2 protein-coding genes are annotated in these 1277 nt (G+C 60.5%); both read left to right on the top strand.

All coding sequences use genetic code 11. The features are described from left to right. On the top strand, positions 1-716 hold a 716-nt coding region (locus AC2FNN_RS21650), incomplete at its 5' end, for a LytTR family DNA-binding domain-containing protein (RefSeq protein ID WP_496760588.1). A gap of 144 nt (positions 717-860) precedes the next feature. Further along, on the top strand, positions 861-1277 hold a 417-nt coding region (locus AC2FNN_RS21645), incomplete at its 3' end, for an FAD binding domain-containing protein (RefSeq protein WP_496760586.1).

Below are 1277 nucleotides of genomic sequence, written 5' to 3'. Positions count from 1 at the left end.
GCAGACCCTTGTATTCGCCCGGAGTCATCGCGCTGGCGGTGATGGGCTCTTGCGTGCTCAACATGGCGGCGTTCTGGATCGCTTACGGTCAGCGCAGTCACCGGAACATCTTGCTTGGCATCGTCTGTTTGGGCAGCGCCGTTTTCGTCGTTCATTTCGTGGCGATCTGGGGCACGTCGTTTGTTGCCATCGGTGCAGAAAGCGAAGTCGGCCCAATGATCGGCAAAGAGGTCCTTGCCATCGGTGTGGTCCTCTCCAGCTTCGTTCTGTGCGCGGCGTTCCTGTTGACAGGCATCTCCTTTGTGACACCGTCGCACCCTAAGCTTGAGATGGACCCCCCCAGTCCACAGGAGTTGCCCGAAAAGAAACCAGCCGAACCCAAGTTCGCCCGCCAGATCCCATATGAACAGGATGGCCGCACGCATTTCTTCGATGCAAATTCCGTTGCCGCCATTCGGGCCGAGGGGCACTACACCCATATCTACGCACAAGGACGCAGATACTTCTGTGTCTGGTCCATCACCGACGCCGAACGCCGGCTTGATCCCGCGACCTTTACCAAGACCCACCGCAGCTACCTGGTCAATCCTGCATTTGTCGAAAGCTTCGAGCGGCTGAAGGATAACGGAATCTGTCACATGAACCTGCCCGGCCTGCCGCGCGTGCCGGTCAGCCGGGCGCGGCTGAAGGCGGTGCGCGAGGTTCTTGGTGTCTGACCGCGTGCGGCACGCATTTCGTGCGCGGCCTTTCGCATTTCGTGCACAAAGCCTCTGTTTTCCGGCGAATCCTGTCGCCGACTTATGCTGCCCATCGCAGCCTTCCTCTGCCAGAACTCGGCCTTGCAGGGGAGGACAAGCAAGATGATAACGGCGGCGTTCGACTATTACCGGCCAAAGGACATGGGGGGCGTCATTGCCCTGTTGCAGGAACATGGGGACGAAGCGCGCGTGATGGCGGGCGGCCACAGCCTTATCCCGATGATGAAGCTGCGCATGGCCGAAATCGCCCATCTGATCGACCTTCAGGACGTCTCGGGTCTTGGGGGAATATCCGTTGAAGGTGGGCGCGTCACGCTGGGTGCGATGGTCACCCAGCATGAGATCATCGACAGCGCGGCCCTTTCATCCGCGGCACCGATCCTGCGCGAGGCAGCGTTGCAGATAGCTGACCCGCAGGTGCGCTACATGGGAACCGTCGGCGGCAACGTCGCCAATGGTGATCCGGGCAACGACATGCCGGGGCTGATGCAGTGCCTCGATGCGACATTCACGTTGGTC

The sequence above is a fragment of the Ruegeria sp. BHSA118 genome (assembly GCF_059613405.1).
Note: the sequence above shows the minus strand (reverse complement) of the source record. Positions and strands in the feature narration are given on the sequence as shown.